At 70.7% G+C, this 16,392-nt stretch carries 21 protein-coding genes; 7 read left to right on the forward strand and 14 right to left on the reverse strand.

What is annotated here, in order from left to right; genetic code table 11:
- Positions 1-336: 336 nt before the first annotated feature.
- Positions 337-1,176: a cell wall-binding repeat-containing protein gene (locus QY307_05115; GenBank protein WKZ83622.1), complete on the forward strand. Its 840-nt coding sequence runs from the start codon at positions 337-339 to the stop codon at positions 1,174-1,176.
- Positions 1,177-1,219: 43 nt separating this feature from the next.
- Here QY307_05115 and QY307_05120 read toward each other — a convergent pair whose 3' ends face one another.
- The 7 genes from QY307_05120 to QY307_05150 are packed head-to-tail and all read right to left on the reverse strand — an operon-like array spanning position 1,220 to position 5,010.
- Complete coding sequence (locus tag QY307_05120) at positions 1,220-1,603, reverse strand: pilus assembly protein TadG-related protein (protein WKZ83623.1); 384 nt, start codon at positions 1,601-1,603, stop codon at positions 1,220-1,222.
- Positions 1,600-1,938: a TadE family type IV pilus minor pilin gene (locus tag QY307_05125; GenBank protein WKZ83624.1), complete on the reverse strand. Its 339-nt coding sequence runs from the start codon at positions 1,936-1,938 to the stop codon at positions 1,600-1,602. Before QY307_05125 ends, QY307_05120 begins: the two co-directional genes overlap by 4 nt.
- A 16-nt stretch (positions 1,939-1,954) precedes the next feature.
- Positions 1,955-2,128: a DUF4244 domain-containing protein gene (locus QY307_05130; protein WKZ83625.1), complete on the reverse strand. Its 174-nt coding sequence runs from the start codon at positions 2,126-2,128 to the stop codon at positions 1,955-1,957.
- Positions 2,128-2,745 carry a type II secretion system F family protein gene (locus QY307_05135; GenBank protein WKZ83626.1) on the reverse strand — a complete coding sequence of 206 codons (618 nt, stop codon included), beginning with the start codon at positions 2,743-2,745 and terminating at the stop codon, positions 2,128-2,130. The genes QY307_05130 and QY307_05135 overlap by 1 nt, the downstream gene beginning before the upstream one ends.
- Complete coding sequence (locus tag QY307_05140) at positions 2,742-3,413, reverse strand: type II secretion system F family protein (GenBank protein ID WKZ83627.1); 672 nt, start codon at positions 3,411-3,413, stop codon at positions 2,742-2,744. The genes QY307_05135 and QY307_05140 overlap by 4 nt, the downstream gene beginning before the upstream one ends.
- A complete protein-coding gene (locus tag QY307_05145) occupies positions 3,407-4,477 on the reverse strand; it encodes a CpaF family protein (protein WKZ83628.1) in 1,071 nt (356 codons plus the stop codon). The genes QY307_05140 and QY307_05145 overlap by 7 nt, the downstream gene beginning before the upstream one ends.
- Entirely contained in the window at positions 4,453-5,010 is a 558-nt protein-coding gene (locus QY307_05150) for a hypothetical protein (protein WKZ83629.1), read from the reverse strand. The genes QY307_05145 and QY307_05150 overlap by 25 nt, the downstream gene beginning before the upstream one ends.
- 97 nt (positions 5,011-5,107) lie before the next feature.
- On the opposite strand from QY307_05150, the gene QY307_05155 reads away from it, so the two are divergent.
- Positions 5,108-5,893: an HAD-IB family hydrolase gene (locus QY307_05155; protein ID WKZ83630.1), complete on the forward strand. Its 786-nt coding sequence runs from the start codon at positions 5,108-5,110 to the stop codon at positions 5,891-5,893.
- A 4-nt stretch (positions 5,894-5,897) separates the two neighbouring features.
- On the opposite strand, the gene QY307_05160 is transcribed toward QY307_05155, so the two are convergent.
- Positions 5,898-6,125, reverse strand: a complete 228-nt coding sequence (locus QY307_05160; GenBank protein WKZ83631.1) for a DUF2892 domain-containing protein — start codon at positions 6,123-6,125, stop codon at positions 5,898-5,900.
- A 159-nt stretch (positions 6,126-6,284) separates the two neighbouring features.
- On the opposite strand from QY307_05160, the gene msrA reads away from it, so the two are divergent.
- Positions 6,285-6,908: a peptide-methionine (S)-S-oxide reductase MsrA gene (gene msrA / locus QY307_05165; GenBank protein WKZ83632.1), complete on the forward strand. Its 624-nt coding sequence runs from the start codon at positions 6,285-6,287 to the stop codon at positions 6,906-6,908.
- A 24-nt stretch (positions 6,909-6,932) separates the two neighbouring features.
- Positions 6,933-7,313, forward strand: a complete 381-nt coding sequence (locus QY307_05170) for a hypothetical protein (GenBank protein WKZ83633.1) — start codon at positions 6,933-6,935, stop codon at positions 7,311-7,313.
- A gap of 191 nt (positions 7,314-7,504) precedes the next feature.
- On the opposite strand, the gene QY307_05175 is transcribed toward QY307_05170, so the two are convergent.
- Both QY307_05175 and QY307_05180 read right to left on the reverse strand, forming a co-directional pair.
- Positions 7,505-8,944 (reverse strand): MFS transporter, encoded by a 1,440-nt coding sequence (locus tag QY307_05175; protein ID WKZ83634.1) that lies wholly within the window; start codon positions 8,942-8,944, stop codon positions 7,505-7,507.
- Positions 8,941-9,486 (reverse strand): winged helix-turn-helix domain-containing protein, encoded by a 546-nt coding sequence (locus tag QY307_05180; protein WKZ83635.1) that lies wholly within the window; start codon positions 9,484-9,486, stop codon positions 8,941-8,943. The genes QY307_05175 and QY307_05180 overlap by 4 nt, the downstream gene beginning before the upstream one ends.
- A gap of 76 nt (positions 9,487-9,562) precedes the next feature.
- On the opposite strand from QY307_05180, the gene QY307_05185 reads away from it, so the two are divergent.
- Positions 9,563-10,093, forward strand: a complete 531-nt coding sequence (locus tag QY307_05185) for a macro domain-containing protein (GenBank protein WKZ83636.1) — start codon at positions 9,563-9,565, stop codon at positions 10,091-10,093.
- A gap of 44 nt (positions 10,094-10,137) precedes the next feature.
- On the forward strand, positions 10,138-10,722 hold the full coding sequence (locus tag QY307_05190) for a hypothetical protein (GenBank protein WKZ83637.1): 585 nt from the start codon (positions 10,138-10,140) through the stop codon (positions 10,720-10,722).
- Positions 10,723-10,736: 14 nt separating this feature from the next.
- Here the strand turns inward: QY307_05190 and QY307_05195 are convergent, their stop codons facing one another.
- The 3 genes from QY307_05195 to hutU form a co-directional block, all read right to left on the reverse strand.
- A complete protein-coding gene (locus tag QY307_05195) occupies positions 10,737-11,498 on the reverse strand; it encodes a glycerophosphodiester phosphodiesterase (GenBank protein ID WKZ83638.1) in 762 nt (253 codons plus the stop codon).
- A 64-nt stretch (positions 11,499-11,562) separates the two neighbouring features.
- Positions 11,563-12,804 (reverse strand): imidazolonepropionase, encoded by a 1,242-nt coding sequence (hutI, locus tag QY307_05200; protein ID WKZ83639.1) that lies wholly within the window; start codon positions 12,802-12,804, stop codon positions 11,563-11,565.
- Positions 12,801-14,456, reverse strand: a complete 1,656-nt coding sequence (gene hutU / locus QY307_05205; GenBank protein WKZ83640.1) for a urocanate hydratase — start codon at positions 14,454-14,456, stop codon at positions 12,801-12,803. The genes hutI and hutU overlap by 4 nt, the downstream gene beginning before the upstream one ends.
- A 66-nt stretch (positions 14,457-14,522) precedes the next feature.
- Between hutU and QY307_05210 the strand changes: the two genes are divergently transcribed.
- Complete coding sequence (locus tag QY307_05210; protein WKZ83641.1) at positions 14,523-15,761, forward strand: hypothetical protein; 1,239 nt, start codon at positions 14,523-14,525, stop codon at positions 15,759-15,761.
- 300 nt (positions 15,762-16,061) lie between these two features.
- Here the strand turns inward: QY307_05210 and QY307_05215 are convergent, their stop codons facing one another.
- The gene (locus QY307_05215) at positions 16,062-16,388 is read right to left on the reverse strand and encodes a hypothetical protein (protein ID WKZ83642.1); all 327 of its coding nucleotides are present in this window, start codon (positions 16,386-16,388) and stop codon (positions 16,062-16,064) included.
- Positions 16,389-16,392: the final 4 nt, after the last annotated feature.

The following is a 16,392-nucleotide window of genomic DNA, read 5'->3' on the forward strand; positions in this document are numbered from 1 at the left end:
GGCCTCCTCGAGGGGCGTTTCGATCTCGACGGGCCCGGGATGCCCTGCGCGGCACCCACCGGACTCTCTGCCCACCTTGGACCGGGAGACGCCAATCTCCTGTTGCCCAAGACGGAAACTGCGGTCACCGGGGGCCTTGCCCATCACCGATGATTCCCCGCCGGAGTGGTGGTTCCAAGAAGGGATCAACAGCGGACGGGAGGCAAGCCTGGCTCGAACCGCCAGGAGAGGTCATCTTGCGGGGGCAAGACCGAACCTCGCGCCCTGCATGGTCTCGACCCAACGCCCGGCTCGGTGGCGGCGTAGGGTTCGACTCCACTTGCCAAGGAGAGCAACATGTTGGGACTCCGACTGCGCAGAAGGGACCTGGCCTGGACGGTCGCCCTCCTGACGGTCGTCACCGCGGTCTGGGTGGCCAGAGGCGACGTCGCCGAGGCCGGCGCCGAGCAGGGTGTCAGCGTCGACCTGGTCTACGTCGCGGTGGCGACCAACTACCCGGATTCGCTCGGGATCGGTCCTGGGGCGGGCGCGCTGGCCACTCCCGTGATCCTGGTGCCAACCGACCCTCCGATTCCGTCTGTCACCCAGACCGAGCTCATCCGCCTGGACCCGAAGAAGGTCGTGATAATCGGGGGTGAGTCGGCGATCTCGGCGGCGATGCAGAACGCCCTGGAGTCCCTGCTCCCCACGGCCACGGTGGAGAGAATCGGCGGGGCGAACCGATACGAGACCAACGCCCTCTTCGCCGCCTCCGTCTACCCGATCGAGTCCTGGTCGTCCGTGGCTGCGGCCGCCTTCACCGTCACGCAGGACTCAGCCGGCTTCGCCAGCGGGACCCAGGCATACTCCACGAGCGGTGGGACCCTCTACGCCTCGATCGACCTGCCCCACGGTGCCGAGATCCTCGAGCTGAAGGCCATCGGTTACGACTCGTCGGTGCTCGAGTTCGAGGTGGCCTTGGGACGGTCCGGGATGACTACCACACAGGAGATCGCGTCGGTGTCGTCGGCCACCAGCGGCGGAGACACTGCTTTCGCGACGATGACGATCACCGCCGGCAGAGAGATCGTCGACAACGAGAACTGGGCCTACTGGGTGAGTGCCGGTCAGACCGCCAGCAACAGGACCGTCTACGGAGTGATGGTGCGCTATCGACTGGGTGCACCGGGGGCCTGAGCGGACGCCCGCGCCGGGGTCCTCGGACCCCGGGCCGGGCCGCTCATCCCAGGAGCATCGCCGGGACGAACTCGGCCTTGCTGCGGGCGGTGACGCTGAACCGCCCCAGGGGCCAGACCTCGACGTCGACCGCCACCTCCACCTCCACGGTGCGCGGCTCCCACGAGGGGTCGGGCGGGCAGACGCACCAGACCATACGAGCTCCGTTCATCTCGGCGAAGCGGGTCGCCTCCTCGGCGGCGGTGCCCCTTGCGCCGAACGCCTGGAAGGTGACCGGGGCCGCCGCCAGGGCGGCGGCGTCGGCGGCGGCCGACGCCTCGGTGCGAGCCCGCATCCAGATGGCGACGTCGGCGATCCCGACTCCGAGCACGAGGGCGGCGGCGATCACCGCCACCAGGGTCACCGCGATGCTGCCCCTATCGGTCACCGTTCGACGCGCATCACGGCGCGCCCCATGAGGACCACGTCGAATCCACCGAACACGGGGGCCGCCACCCGATGCCGGATGCGCACCACCACCTCGGCGGCTCCACCGACGAAGTGCTCGCGCGACACCGAGACCCTCGCCCGCCCCGCCGCCTCGGGAGGAAGCGACCGCTTCACGGCGGCCACCGCCCGATCCACCTCGGGTGAGGTGGCGGCCTGACGCGCTCCCTCTCGGGCGGCGTGGGCGACTTCGATCTGGGTGCGGGCCACCACCGCCACCTCGACGACGGCGAGGAGCACGACGAGGACCAGCGGGAGCACCAGGGCGAACTCCACGGCGGCGCTCCCCCGCTCACCCGCCGGCAAACCCGCGCACCCGGTCGAGCACCGCCTCGAAGAAGGAGGGCAGCGCGTCCGACCCGGAGACCCAGGAGATCAGGGCAAGGGCCACGACGGCTGCGGCAACGATCACCAGGGCGTACTCGGCGGTCGCCTGACCCGATTCGGACATGATGGCTCCTTTCATCAGGGGAGGGTGAGCCGCGCCAGCGAGTGGATCAGGGCCGGGCCGACGGCGAGAACGACGAAACCAGGAAGGATGAGAAGCGCCAGCGGCAACAGCAGGCGCACCGGCAGGCGTCGGGCCGCCGCTACCCGCGCCGAGTGACGGGTGTGGCGTTCCTGTTCGGCGTGGGCGGCGAGGGCAGAGGCCACCGGAGCTCCCGAGAGCGCCGCCGAGGCTGCCACGCGGCACACCGGGGCGAGCCGACCCGAGGCCGCGGCAAGGGCGACGGAGGTCCCCGAGTGATCCATCTCGGCCAGCAGGAGGTCGACATCGTGGCCGACCCCGGGATGGACATGGGCGACCGCTGCCTCGAAGGAGCCCCGCACGGTGCGACCCGAGGCCACCCCCACGGCGAGCAGGTCGGCGAGGAGCACGAGGTCGCCGTCGGCGGCTCGCTCGACCCTGGTGACGGCGGCTGCCCGGCGCCACCGCACTGCGGCGATCGCGACCACGCCGCATGCCATGGCTGTCATCGGGCTAGCCAGCATCAGCCAGGCCGAGCCGGCTGCCAACACCGAGTGCAGCCCGGCGCGCTCCGCCCAGAGGCCGGCCAAGATCGCCGCAGCCCCGGCGATCATGCCTCCGCCCTCTTCACCATCGCCACCACCGAAGCCACTCCGAGCACCTGCAGGACGACACCAACGGCCACCACGAGGCCGACAACCGGGTCGTCTCCTGCCGATAGCCGACCCGAAATGACCAACCCGGCCAGGAGCAGCGCCGGGAGGCCGGCGACGACCCATGCCGATGCCCTCGCCTGGGCGGTCAGCGCCCGGCGTTCACGCAGCAGCTCGCCCTCACGGCCGGCGCGCAGAGCAAGAGACTGCATCATCGTCGCCGCCGGACCGCCACTCTCCGAGGCCAGCAGCCAGGTGGCGGCCGCCGCTCGCCCGTTCACCGGCAGCGCCTTGCCCAGCATCCTCGCCACGACGGGAGCGGGAAGCCCGGCCACCGCCGCCCGGGCCGCACCCGAGAGATCGAGGCGGGGAGCATGCCCGACGGCCGCGGCGAGGGCGGAGCGCAGCGAGGCGCCGGCGGTCAGCTCGGCGGCGAGAGAGCGCAGGAACACCGCCTCGTCGTCGGGACCGGCCCGGCCACGAGTGGCGCTCCGCCGCCCCCAGACGACCCATCCCGCCGCAACGGCCAGTGCCGCCCCCGGATGGGCGAAGACGAGCCAGGCGCCGACGGGCAGCCACCAGGGAGCACCCGACACCACACCGGCTGCGACGACCACTGCCATCAGCATCGCCAGACCTCCTCGACGGCGTCCTCACCGACCCGCCCCACCGATACCACCCGCCTCCCGCCTCCACGCCGTTCCAGGTACACGACCAGGTCGATGGCGCCGCGCAGCATGCGACGCACCGCCACCTCGGGCACCTGGTGGGCACCGGAGACCGCCAGGGTCTCCAGACGCCACAGCGCCTCGTCCGGGCCACCGGCGTGGACCGTTCCCATCGATCCTGCGTGCCCGGTGCTCATCGCCTGGATCAGGTCGAAGGCTTCGGGCCCGCGCACCTCCCCGACCACGATCCGGTCGGGGCGCAGCCTCAGGGCATGGCGAACCAGGGTGCGCAGGGTGATCTCGCCGGCACCCTCGGCGTTGGGTGGCCGAGCCTCGAGCCGAACCACGTGCCCTGAGAGGCGAAGTTCGGCGGCATCCTCGACGGTGACCACCCGCTCGTCGGTCGGAATCTCCGCCGAGAGCACGTTGAGAAGCGTGGTCTTGCCCGATCCCGTTCCGCCGCAGACGAGGACGTTGGCCCGACCGATGATCGCCTCCCTGAGCAGACCGGCGCCCTGGTCGTCGATTCCGCCGGCATCGATCAGCCCGGAGAGCGAGGCGATTGCGGCTCGGAATCGGCGGATCGCCACCACTGGCCCGTCGACGGCGGCGGGAGGGATCACGGCGTGGAGCCGGGAGCCGTCCGGGAGGCGGGCGTCGACCGCCGGGGAGGCTCGATCGAGCCGCAGCCCGAGCGAGGCGATCACGCGCTCCACCGCGGCCACCACGGCATCGGGACCGGAGAAGGCGACCGCCGCCCTCTTCAACACTCCAGAGCGCTCCACCCACACCTCGTCGTGACGGTTCACCAGGATGTCGGTGACCAGCGGGTCGGCGAGCAGCGGCTCCAGAGGGCCGAGACCGACCAGCTCGGCCACGACGCGATCGGCGACGGTGAGGTCGAGTGGCGCCTCCTCGGCTGCGAGCAACACCGCCGCACGTCCGACGTCGGGACGACGCAGCGGGACGCCTGCGGCGACGATTCGCTCGACGACACGGCTCACCGCGTCCACGGGAAGCTCCATGCCGAGTGCCAGGCGGAGACCCAGGGGTCGCTCCCGGCGGGGCGGCGACCGGAGATGAGGGCCGTCACGGTGGTGACCCGGGGCACCGGCAGACGCACTCCCGGTGCCGGGAGCCGGACCCACGCCGGGGTGGCCTGGAACACAGCCGGCTGTTCCGGCAGGGGAAACAGGCTGCCGGGCAAGAGGAGCCGAACCGGGACCACCGGCATGGGAACGCCGACCGGCTCGGGACGCGGCGGGAGCCGCAGCACCACCCGGGGATGGGCGGCGAGCAGCGCCTCCACCACCGGGGCGGCACGAGCCGGCTCCACCCCGCCGTTGCGAAGCACGGCGACGCCGGGTCGCGGCTGCAGGTCGCGGCGGCGGGGACCGGTTTCGACCATGTCTGCCAGCGACCTCTCCCCCGGGTACCGGGGCCCGCCCCGGTCCAGGTCGATCACCAGAGCCGATCCGGCGGCGAGCGCCAGACCGAGTGGTGCGAGCGCGCCTAGAAGACCGTCCTCCGGCGTCCAGATGGCGAGCGCCGGTGTCATGGCAGATGGCTCCAACGAGAGGATCCGAACCTACGGCCGCGTCGGGCCCGCTTCAAGGGGGCCGTGCGCAGGACCCCCCCGGCCGTACAATCTGCCCATGGCCACCGGCGCCGCCTTCTTCGACCTCGACAAGACCGTGATCGCCAAGTCGTCGACCCTCGCCTTCACCGGCCGGCTCTACAAGGCGGGAATGCTGGGCCGCAAGACCCTCCTGCGCGCCGCCGTCGGCCAGGTGATGTACATGATCTTCGGCGCCGACGAAGACCAGCTGGGCAAAGCGCGCGACCGGATGCTGTCGCTCACCGTGGGATGGGATCGCGCCGAGGTGGAGCGGATCGTCGAGGAAGCGCTCGAAGACGTGGTGGCCCCCCTCGTCTACGCCGAGGCGCTTTTCCTCATCGACGAGCACCTCCGGGAAGGCCGCCGGGTGTTCATAGTCTCCGCCTCGCCTGAGGAGGTGGTTCGACCCCTGGCGCGATACATCGGGGTGAGCGACGTCATCGCCACCAAGGCGAGGGTCGACGCCGACGGTCGATACACCGGCGAGGTGGAGCTGTACGCCTACGGCCCGGAGAAGGCCCGCGCCGTGCGCCAGGTCGCAGAGGCCGGGGGCATCTCGCTCGAGGGCTCGTACGCCTACTCGGACAGCACCACCGACCTGCCACTGCTGGAGGCCGTGGGCCACCCGCACGCGGTCAACCCCGAGAAGGAGCTGCGGGCCACCGCCACCGAACGGAGCTGGCCGGTCCTCGAGTTCCGGCGAAGGGTGTCCCTCACCGAGCGCCTCACCCAACCGGTGCCGCTGATCTCGGGCGCCGGCCTGGCGGCGATCGTCGGGGCCGGCATCGCCTGGGCCATGATCCGGCGAAGGCGCTCCGTCTAGGCGATCACCGACCGGCGCGGATCTCCGATCCCTTGAACGACCCTCCCGTGATGGCCGAGATCACGCACACGTCGAAGATCCCCGCCAGGAACGGGACCGCTCCCACGACGGGGACCACGACACCGGCCGCTCCGTCGAGCCCGAACAACCCCCATGTGATCAGGGCTGCGCCCGCCAGGACCCGAGCCACCCTTCCCGCCGGCGAGGCGATGACGCCCAGTACCTTTCTCATCCGCTCCTCCTCGTCTCGGCCACGATCTGCGGCCGGTCTTCGGTCCCAGGATGACAGGGACCATCGTTGGGCGACCGGGGTCCATGGTCCCGGCGAGCGTGCCGATGGTCCGGATAGGGGAACATGGTGAGCCGGGCCGATGTTGATCGCGAGGAACCGATGGCGAACAAAGAGCGGATGATCAAGGCGGACGAGGCGCTCCCCGGCCGGCACAGCCCGATGAGGGTGCCCGAGCATCACGCCGTGCTGAGCACCCCCCTGAGGCCGCCGTTCCCGGCGGGGATCGAGACCGCCGTGTTCGCCATGGGCTGCTTCTGGGGTGCCGAGAAGGAGTTCTGGAACATCCCGGGCGTGTACTCCACCGCAGTCGGCTACGCCGGCGGGTTCACCCCCAACCCGACCTACGAGGAGGTCTGCTCGGGCGGCACCGGCCATGCCGAGGTGGTGCTGGTCGCCTTCGACCCGGAGATGGTCTCCTACGAGAGCCTGCTGCGCCTCTTCTGGGAGCGGCACGATCCGACACAGGGGATGCGCCAGGGCGCCGACCGCGGCACCCAGTACCGATCGATGATCCTCGCCAACGGCGACGGGCAGCTGCAGCAGGCCGATGCCAGCCGTCGACGTTTCCAGGAACGGCTCACCGCGGCCGGCATGGGCGAGATCACCACCGAAATCGGCGCCCTCGGCGAGTTCTACTTCGCCGAGGGGTACCACCAGCAGTACCTGGAGAAGAACCCGGCCGGTTACTGCCCGGATCACTCCTGCGGAGTGAAGTACACCTGAGGCAGTCGCCCTAACCTCTGAGGCGTGACGTTTCCATCAGAGCCGGCCGGCTTCCTCGACGCCTACGGCGACGCCTGGCAGCGCCGTGAACCGGAAGGGATCGCATCCTTCTACGAATTCCCGGCGATGGTGGTGACCCCGGGTGGGGTGGTGCACCTGGCCGACGCCGGCGAGGCGGCCGGCCACTTCGGTCGGATCGTCGCCGCCAACTGGGACGACCTCGCCCATCCCTGGCCGGTGACCGACCTCCAACTGCAGGAGGCGGGGGGCCACGCCGTCCTCGCCTCGCTGCGCTGGGTGGGAAGGGCGCCCGACGGCACGCCGCTGGGCGACCACGCCCACACCTACCTGCTTGCCGACACCGGAAGCGGGTGGCGGATCCTCGCCGACGTGGTGCACGCCTGAACCGGGCCGATCACGCCTTGTTCGTGCCCGGATCCTCCTCCCAGTGACCGTCATGGTGCCGGCGAAGCATGACCTCATGGCCGCCCGGGCAGTCGGGCCGGTGCCACCAGCGGACCTTGGCCGGCGCCAACCAGTGGGCCCGCAACGACCCATGCTCACAGTGTCGGGCGCGGTCCCGAACCGCCATGACCTCACCCATGGGACTCACCCGCCTGGTCGACGACCTCACGCAACTCGGCGGCTTCACGCGCCGCTGCGAGCCGCGCACTGGAGAGCCGGGGCACGGCGTAGACCAGCAGGACGGCGTGGATCGCAGCGGCCACGAAGAAGGGCCAGCGGAGGGCGTCGCTGCGACCGACCAGCGGCGTGAAGGCCGCCACCACGAGCCCGCCGAGGATGGAGCCGATGGGCATCATCCCCCACCCAAAGAACCGGTAGACGCTGTTGACCCGTCCCAGCAGGGCGTCGGGGATGATCGTCTGGCGGAACGATACGGTGATCACGTTCCACACGACACCGGTGAACATTCCCATGAGGAACATGAGGAACACCGTCCACCAGCGGTCGGTGGCCCCGATCACGGCGCTGCTTGCACCGCCCACGACGATCGTCATGTACAGCGCCGGGCCCCTGCCCATCTTGGCGGCGACTCGCGGCGCCAGGATCGAGCCGAGAACGCCACCGATCGCCCCCGCCATCATCATCACCGAGAAGATGAAGGCGGCCACCGAGTCGGCCCCGAAGGCGGACGCCACCGGGCGAAGCACGCCGGTGAACAGACCGGTCTCCATGTCCAGGTTCTCCTGGGCGAAGAGGATGAAGGTGGAGAAGGTCATCATTCCCAAGGCGTTGAGGATGCCGAGGATGATCGCCATCGACCGGAGCACCGGGTGACGCCACAGCCAGGCGAATCCCTCTCTCACCTCCCCCTTCCAGTCGACCTTGACGCCGTTCTGCGCCTCGGTGCGGCCCGACGACCGGAACTCGCCGGAGATCAGGAAGACGAGCCCGGCGGCGAGGGCGAACCCTCCGGCGTTGAGGAAGAACGGGAGGGCGAACCCGATTCCCAGCAGCAGGCTGCCAATCGGCGGCCCGACGAACGAGTTCATCACCATCTCGGCGCCCCAAAGGGTGCCGTTGGCTCGCTCCAGGTTCTCCGGCTTGACGATGGAGGGCAGGAAGGTCTGCGCCGAGTTGTCGCGCAGGACCTCGGCCATCCCCATGAGCAGCACCACGACCAGAAGCAGGGTGTACAGCCCCAGGTCGGTCGACACCGAGACCCCGGCGGCGACTTCGGCCGGAGAGGGCAGCCCGCTCTGGGCGGCGAGGACGGTGAAGGCCACGGCGAACACCAGCCCGGCACGCACCACATCCATCGCCACCATCAGCTTGCGCCGGTCCACCCGGTCGGTGATCACGCCTGCAGGGAGCGTGAACACCAGCCAGGGAAGCCTGGAGGCGACGGCGATGAGGGAGATCAGCACCGGGTCGCGGGTGACCGCCGAGGCCAGCCAGGCGTGGGCGATGAACCCGATCCCATCACCCAGGTTGCTGAAGACGCTACCGGTCCACAGCCTCCAGTAGTTGCGGCTCAGCTTGGGACGGGCCGGGGTCTCGACGGCGGCGGTCACTGGTCGTCCTCCTTGAGGGCGGGTCGGTCGGTCGGGTACATGGCTGCCAGGAATCCGTACACGACGCCGCCGCCGCGGGGCTCAGCGGCGAAGCGCTCGGCGATCTCGATCACCTCGGCGGCGAACTCGTCGAGCCGCTCGGCGGGGATCCGGGCGTGGCGCAGGGTCACCATCGCCGTCTCTGCCTCCCGAGGTGCACGCAGCTCGGCCATCGCCTCCAGGAAGAAGCCGTGCCCGACCGGCGCCTTCTCGCCCATCGAGGGGAACACATAGGTGCGGGCCAATCTCCCGTAGAACTTCTCGGTGATCGCCCGCACCCGCCGGGTGCGGACCACTGCGATCAGACCGGCGTCTGCGAGGACCTTGACGTGGTATCCAACGGTGCCCTTGGGCTTCCCCATCGCCTCTGCAAGCTGCTGGACACTGGCGGGCCGCTCGGCGAGGAGGATCATGATGTCGGTGCGGGTCGGCTCGTTGAACACCGCAGCCTGCTCCGGGGTCATCATGAAGGTGCGTTCCCGCGATTGGTAGGTCTCGGTCATCGGATTATGGTCGGGATTGATCGACTATACGGTATCTATCGACCATTCGTCAACGCCCAACCGATACCCTCGGGCGGTGACCCGAATCCACGCCGTGGCGGGCGACATCACCGTCCAGGAGGTCGACGTCATCGTCAACGCCGCCAACCCCCACCTCTACCACGGGGGTGGCGTGGCGCTGGCGATCGCGCGGGCGGGAGGCCCGGTGATCCAGGAGGCGTCCGATGCCTGGGTGGCAGAGCACGGGCCGCTCACCCCCGCAACGGCGGCGGTGACCTCGGCAGGCTCCATGCCGGCCCGCTGGGTGGTTCACATCGCAGGGCCCATCCATGCCCCCGATCAGGACAACGCCGGCCTGCTGGCGGCGGCGGTGGGCGCGGCACTGGACGCCACCGCCGAGGCCGGGGGGCGCACCGTGGCCATTCCGGCGATCTCGGCGGGCATCTACGGGTACCCGGTGGCCGAGGCCACGGCGGTGATCGCATCCACCGCTCGGGCCTGGTGCGCCGAGCAACCCGGGCTCCTCGACGAGGTACGCCTGGTGGCGTTCGGGACCGAGGCGCTGGAGGGCTTTCGGGAGGGGCTCGAGGCGGCCGGCCTGCACTGAGGCGGTCGGACAGGACCGCACCGACGGCTGCCAGAATCGACTCCATGTCCGACCGACCGCTGGGGAAGATCGTCCGCCTCCAGGTGCAGACCGCGGCCATCAAGACCAAGGGGATCGGCTACGACCCGGCACCGATCCTCGAGGTGGAGGAGCTGGCGGTGGGCCCGCTCGGGGCCACCGGGCTCCACCAGGCCTCGTGGGTGGTGGACGTCCACCACGGCGCCCATCCCCGGTCTCGTGGCGGAGGCAAGCGGGCACTCTCCGTCGGGTTCACCGGCCACTACGACCGGATCGCCGCCAGGTTCGGATCGGCCCCGCTCGGCTGCGCCGGGGAGAACCTGCTCGTGTCCCATCCGGACCGGGTAGTCCTCGACGACCTGGCCGGTTCGCTGGTGGTCCACACCGCCGAGGGTGAGGCGGTCCTGGGTGGCGCCCGTGTCGCCGCCCCCTGCGCCGAGTTCACCTCGTGGGTCAAGGGGCTCGACTCGGTGCTCCCCAAGACCGATCAGCCCGACGACGTCGCCTTCCTCGACGATGGGATGCGGGGCTTCATCGTCGACGTGGCCCGGCTGCAGGCGCCGATCGTGCTGCGGGTGGGCGACGAGGTGGTGGTCCGGCCCGACCGGTAGGCTGGCCGGGATCGTCACCCGATCCCCAGGACCTCATTGAGCAGGTCGGGACGGTCGGTCACTATCCCGTCCACCCCAAGGGCGAGCAGTTGGCGCATCCGCTCGGGGTCGTTCACCGTCCACACGTGCACCTGCTTGCCTCCCCTGTGGGCGGCATCGATCAGCCGCTTCGAGGCGAGGCGGTCGGGCACCTGCAGGGCGTCGGCCCGCCCCCGGACCCGGGCCCCTGCGACCGCCGAGGTGACGGCGCGCGACACCTCCCTCGGTCCGGCTGAGGTCGCCACCCTCCCTTCCGTGATGCGGCGGAACCTCCGGATCCGGGTGTCGTGGAAGGATCCGATGAGAACGCGGTCCTCGACCCCCAGCCGCAGCACCTCGGTCGCCACCGCCTGCTCCACACCTCTCTGCTTGAGGTCCAGATTGAGCATCACCTCGGGGAAGGACCGCACCACCTCCTCCAGCAGAGGGATCCCCACACCCTTGCCCCTGTAAGGGAACTCGCCTTCGGTCGCGAAGTGGTGGGCGGCGTCCAGCCGCCGCAACTCCTCCCAGCCCCGCTCCCACACCCTCCCGACACCGTCGGTGAGCCGTTCCAGCCGGTGGTCGTGGAAGATCACCACCTTCCCGTCCCGGGTGAGGTGGACGTCGGTCTCCAGGTAGCGGTAGCCGAGGTCGACCGCCCCCTGGAACGCCGGCATGGTGTTCTCCGGCCACAGGACCCGCGACCCCCGATGGGCGAACCGGATCGGGTGCTCATGGGCGAGGTAGGGCTTCACCGTCGATCCCTTGGGAGGGGTGCCGAGATCGCCGGTCTGGGGAAGGGCCCGATCGACCGAGCGCTCACCGCACCACCCTCCCCGCCTTGACCACCTTCCAGGCGAGCTCGGTCCCGGGCCGGTAGGGGATGTGCAGGTGTGAAGGGGCGTCGAGCACCACCAGGTCGGCAACGGCCCCGGGCACGATCCACCCCCGGTCCTCCATACGCAGCGAGAGCGCCCCGCCCCTGGTGGCCGCCCACAGCGCCTCCTCGGGGGTGAGGCCCATCTCGAGAGACGCCAGGGCCACAACCAGCGACATGCTCTCCACGTTGGAGGTGCCCGGGTTGCAGTCGGTGGCCAGGGCGACGGTCACCCCGGCATCCCACAGCATCCGGCCCGGAGCCTGCGGCGCCCGCATCGAGAAGGAGGCGGCGGGCAACAGGGTGGCCACCACTCCGGCGGCGGCTAGGGCGGCGGCGTCTTCGGCGGTGGCATGGTCCAGGTGGTCGGCCGAGGCCGCCCCGATCTCGGCGGCGAGCACGGCGGCTCCGGTGTGGGTGAGCTGTTCGGCGTGGATGCGCACACCGAGCCCGAGGCCGGCGGCCGCAGTCAGTATCCGGCGGGCATCGTCGACGGTGAACGCCCCCCGGTCGCAGAACACGTCGCAGAACAGGGCGTATCCCGCCGCCGCCGGGAGCATCTCCCGCAGCAGGCTCTCGACGTACTCCGTGCGCTCCACCCCGCGGGCGGGAACGTGGGCACCGAGGAAGGTGGGGATCACGGTGAGTCCGGTGGCCTCGGCGACGGCGCGGGCCGCGACCAGCATCCGCACCTCGGTCATCGGGTCCAGCCCGTACCCCGACTTGACCTCGACCGTGGTGGTGCCCGACAGCAGCATCCGCCGCCCTCGAGCCGCCGCCCCGGCCACCAGGTCGGGAAGGGTCGCCTGGCGGGTGGCCGCCACCGTCGCATGGATGCCGCCGCCCGCCGCCAGGATCGCCTCGTACGACTCGCCGCGCAGCCGGCGGGCGAACTCGTCGGACCGGTCGCCGGCGAACACCAGATGGGTGTGGGAGTCGACGTACCCGGGGATCACCGCCCGTCCCTCGACGTCGAACGACTCGACCTCACGGAGGTGGGGCGGGACCGTGGACGCCGGGCCCACCCAGGCGACCGTCCCGTCGGCGATGCCGATGGCGGCTTCCTCGACCACACCCAGCTCGCCGGGAGTCCCGGAGGAGTTGGTGACCAGGCGGCCAATCCCGGTGAGCAGCCAGTGCCCGGAGGACTCCCCTTCGGCCTGCACGACCTCGAGCCCGGTCATTCGACCATCGGCAGCCGGACCCCGCGCTCGGCAGCCACCCGCAGGGCGATGTCGTAACCGGCGTCGGCGTGGCGCATCACCCCGGTGCCCGGGTCGTTGGTGAGCACTCGCTCCAACCGCAGCGCCCCCTGGTCGGTCCCGTCGGCGACGACCTGGGCGCCCGCATGGATCGACTTGCCCATCCCCACGCCCCCGCCATGATGGACCGCCACCCAGGCGGCGCCGGAGGCCGTGTTGAGAAGGGCGTTGAGGACCGGCCAGTCGGCGATGGCGTCGGAGCCGTCGAGCATCGCCTCGGTCTCCCGATAGGGAGAGGCCACCGAGCCCGAGTCGAGGTGGTCGCGCCCGATGACGATCGGGGCGACCACCTTCTCGTGGCGTACCAGTTCGTTGAAGGCGAGCCCGGCGCGGTGACGCTCCCCGTAGCCGAGCCAGCAGATGCGCGCCGGGAGCCCCTGGAACGCCACCCGCTCCTGTGCCATCTTGATCCAGCGGTGCAGCGCCCGGTCTTCGGGGAACAGGTCGAGCACCGCCCGGTCGGTGGCGGCGATGTCGGCCGGGTCGCCGGAGAGCGCCACCCAGCGGAACGGACCCTTGCCCTCGGCGAAGAGGGGGCGGATGTAGGCGGGGACGAACCCGGGGTAGGCGAAGGCGTCGGCGAAGCCTCCCAGCCGGGCCTCCCCCCTCAGGTTGTTGCCGTAGTCGAACACCTCGGCGCCGGCCTCCATGAACCCGACCATCGACTCGCAGTGGCGCGCCATCGACTCCCGGGCGTCTTCGACGTACTTGCCGGGGTCCTTCTCCCGCCAACGCGGGGCGTCATCCGGATCGATCCCCTCGGGGACGTACCCATGGAGCGGGTCGTGCGCCGAAGTCTGGTCGGTGACGATGTCGACCTCGACACCCCGCCGCAGCAGCTCGGGGAAGACGGTGGCGGCGTTGCCCACCACTCCCACCGACAGGGGACGGCGTTGCCTCTTGGCCGCCAGCACTCGCTCCACGGCGTCGTCGAGATCGACGGCCATCTCGTCCAGGTAGCGGGTCTCGATGCGACGCCGGATGCGGGTGGCGTCGACCTCTACACACAGCGCCACCCCGTCGTTCATGGTGACCGCCAGCGGCTGCGCCCCTCCCATCCCGCCGAGGCCGGCGGTGAGGGTGAGGGTTCCCGCCAGGGTCCCGCCGAACCGCAGCTCGGCGATGGCGGCGAAGGTCTGGAAGGTCCCCTGCAGGATCCCCTGGGTGCCGATGTAGATCCAGGAGCCGGCGGTCATCTGCCCGTACATGGTGAGGCCGGCAGCCTCCAGCTCCCAGAAGTGCTCCCAATCCGCCCAGTCGGGGACCAGCAGGCTGTTGGCGATCAGCACCCGGGGGGCCATCTCGTGGGTGCGGAACACCCCCACCGGCTTGCCGGACTGGACGAGCAGGGTCTCGTCGAGCTCCAGGTGCGCCAGGGTGCGCACGATGGCGTCGAACGCCTCCCATGAGCGGGCGGCCCTCCCGGTTCCGCCGTAGACCACGAGGTCGTCGGGGCGCTCGGCCACCTCGGGGTCGAGGTTGTTCATCAGGCAGCGCAGTGCCGCCTCCTGCAGCCAGCCACGGGTGGTGAGAACCGGCCCGCGGGAGGCGCGCACCGGTCGGGGACCGCTCATGTCCTCAGGCTACCGGGGTGGTCCAGGGAGCATGGAGCGAGCCACGCCTCATTTATGATCCGGGCGATGCACCGCCGCCAGCGCTTCACCGTGGGTCTGCTGATGGTCGCCGCCGTCGCCTGCAGTGCCGATCCACTGCCGCTGGGGGGCGGCGGTGAGACCGACGAGATCGCCCCGGCCGAGGCGGCGGCGACCGTGCTCGAAGGGCGCTGGGGGGACCGCCTCGGCTTCTACGCCACGATGGCGTCCCTTGATGCCGGCTACTCGGGAGACCAGGTGATCGAGCACGCCGGGACGGTTGCCGCCGATGGATCGATCCCAGGCGTCACCCCGGCGTTCGAGCCCCAGGGGGCACTCAGCCCCACCGGGCCCAACGGGGAGCCGCCACCTGGCGCCTTCGGCTCCCCTGGGGGCATCCTCGGTTCCGGTCGCAGGATTCCCCTGCTGGCGGACGGGTCCACGCCGCGAGACCAGTACGTGTCCGACCTCGGCTCGTGGCTCTCGGACGGCTTCGACGCCTGGTCCAGCGCCGACTCGGAACCGGATGACGCTCCATCCGAGGATGAGCTCAGGCTCACCGAGAACATCCTGGTGCTCACGATCATGCTGGGGAGGGTGGGCTACTCCGCCGAGCAGATCCTGGAGGCGCTGATCCTCGACGGCTTTCGCGTCACCGGGCCCTGTGTCTGGGTGGAGGGCAGCGCCGGGCCCGAGCTGCCGCGCTTCCTCCCTTCGCGAGCCTCGGACGAGGACACCGGGACGCTCGACCCGTTTGCCGAGGTGTGCCGCCAGGCGATCTTCGTGGACGACGGAACCACCACGAGCACCACGAGCACGACGACCACCACCTCCGGAGCACTGCCGGGAGGCGTCGACGGCCTCTATCTCGGCACCGTGCAGTTCAATTGGGCGAACCAGGACCTGTCGCTGATCGAGAGCAGGGTCGAGATCGTCGTGAGCGGGACCGCCATGCAGGTCTCCCTCGAGTACACGATGCGGTACCCACCGCGGTACGTGGAAGGCGAGGCGGTCTGCTGGCTGGTGATCCACGACACCTGGAGCGGCACGGGAACGATCACCGGCACGTCGTTCGAGGCGGTCATCCAGGCGGGGAGCCGCGAGATCCTGGAGCGCGAAGGGGCCGAGTGCGGCACCGGTCCGAACTGGAAGACCGACGTCGCCGACGACGTCGCCGCCGAGATGGCAGCGGAGCCCGACTGGCCCTTCACGGGGACCCTCCAGGATGGGACGCTCACGGGAGGCACCTTCCAGGGCAACATGGAGGTGGTTGCCATCCGGGAGTGACCCGGGCCTGCTGAAGGGGCGTACCCGTTACCGCCGTTCGCCGTCGCCCCCCTCCGTTCGCGACAGGTCGTGAGCCGTGACCGAGGCGCGGGACGAGTGGCGTGGCGACCCCACCAGACGCGGGGCGAACGGCCTCGAGGCCGAGGCGTCCGGCGCAACCTGCTCGCCGACCACCGGGGTTCGTTCTCGAGCTGCACAGCATCAGTCCGGTGAGCGAGATCGAAGGCAAGGTGTCGAGTGGGGTTTCACCATCCGATCGCCAACGCGCCGCATGCGGCGGCGAGGCGAACCGCCCGGCCTTCAGCCCTTCCTGGGCGAGCCGGTTGCGAGAGCGGCGATGGCCCGGGGCACATCCTCGTCGCGGACCCGCACCGCCACGCCGTTGGAGAACGCCAGCTCCGGTCCGGTGCCGCCGGCATCGTCTGCCACCACCAGAACCTCGATGCCCCGTCCGCGCAGGACCGCCCCGATGACCTCGGCATCGGGTCGCGAGTAGGCGACGTGGACTGTCGTCCAACCCATGAAGTCCTCCTCGACCCAGTATGGCGTGGTCGCCCCGTGATCGGTCACGCCACCGCCGACTGCTCCCCGAAGGCACACCATGCGCCGTCGCCATCGGATGGTCACTTAT

The sequence above is a fragment of the Acidimicrobiia bacterium genome, assembly GCA_030584185.1.
GTDB lineage: Bacteria > Actinomycetota > Acidimicrobiia > Spongiisociales > UBA11373.